The organism is Spirosoma flavum (assembly GCF_042686045.1).
GTDB lineage: Bacteria > Bacteroidota > Bacteroidia > Cytophagales > Spirosomataceae > Spirosoma > Spirosoma flavum.
In genome coordinates, this window is record NZ_JBHUOM010000062.1 from 1 (window position 1) to 924 (window position 924).

Below are 924 nucleotides of genomic sequence, written 5' to 3' on the forward strand. Positions count from 1 at the left end.
CAGAAGGAAAAAAAAAGCATTCACAGATAGTTGTTTGATAATCAACAAGTTAAAAGATAATCGAACTCAAACGATGTTCAGTACTACTGAACATAAGTGTTCGGTAGCTGACTGAACACAGTTCGAACATCATGTTCAGTAATTTGAACATGATGTTTGTTAAAATGAACATCATGTTCGATATTTGGAACAGTTACGTTCAGCTATATGAAACACGAAAAAACAGTAATCGACCCTAAGACTGATGAATTGAAAGAAGTAAATAACAACTTCGTGCAATTCTATAAGGACAGTTTAGATTTTGTTATTGAAGCGACTAGAGAGAATCCTACAGCTCTAAGGGTGTTCTTCTGGCTTGTTCAACATATGGATAATAGAAATGCTCTTGTCATAAGCCAACAAGCGCTAGCAGACATGTTAGATTTAGGTAGGACTACAATACACGTCTGCACTGTATATCTAAAAGAGAAGCAGGCTTTGACAGTATTCAAATCCGGCAATACAAACGTGTATGCACTCAATTCTCAGATCGTTTGGCAAGACTCAGCAGATACAAAGAGATATGCCCACTTCGATGCTAAAGTCTATCTAACAGAGAAAGAGCAGGAAGACGAAAAGCCTATTTATAGTACTCAATTGATAGGCCACGCTATAAAAAGAGAGCCCAAACATAAAAAACAGCCTAAGGCTGCATAAAATATTAGCTAAAACGAGATGGAGCTGCTAATGGCAACTCGATGAAAAATGGGCTAAACGATTGTGCTGAACGTCAGCGGCTCTGTAGGGATACAACCGTGAGGATAGGCCAACCCCACGACGAGAGTCGTAAACCCCCTAGATTGATAGCTCTAAGCCATCTAGGGGCTATTAAAAACCTTAATAATTTTTCGCATAGTTGTATTTAAAGGGTTCGTCTGCTAGACG

The 924-nt window shown here is 38.7% G+C and carries 1 protein-coding gene; it reads left to right on the plus strand.

The window, feature by feature from the left end:
• Positions 1–207: 207 nt before the first annotated feature.
• Positions 208–696 (plus strand): replication/maintenance protein RepL, encoded by a 489-nt coding sequence (locus ACFS25_RS31670; RefSeq protein WP_381509216.1) that lies wholly within the window; start codon positions 208–210, stop codon positions 694–696.
• Positions 697–924: the final 228 nt, after the last annotated feature.

Bases quoted from the DNA above. Each gene is read 5' to 3' on its own strand.
- ACFS25_RS31670 (WP_381509216.1), top strand. From the start codon at position 208: ATGAAACACGAAAAAACAGTAATCGACCCTAAGACTGATGAATTGAAA.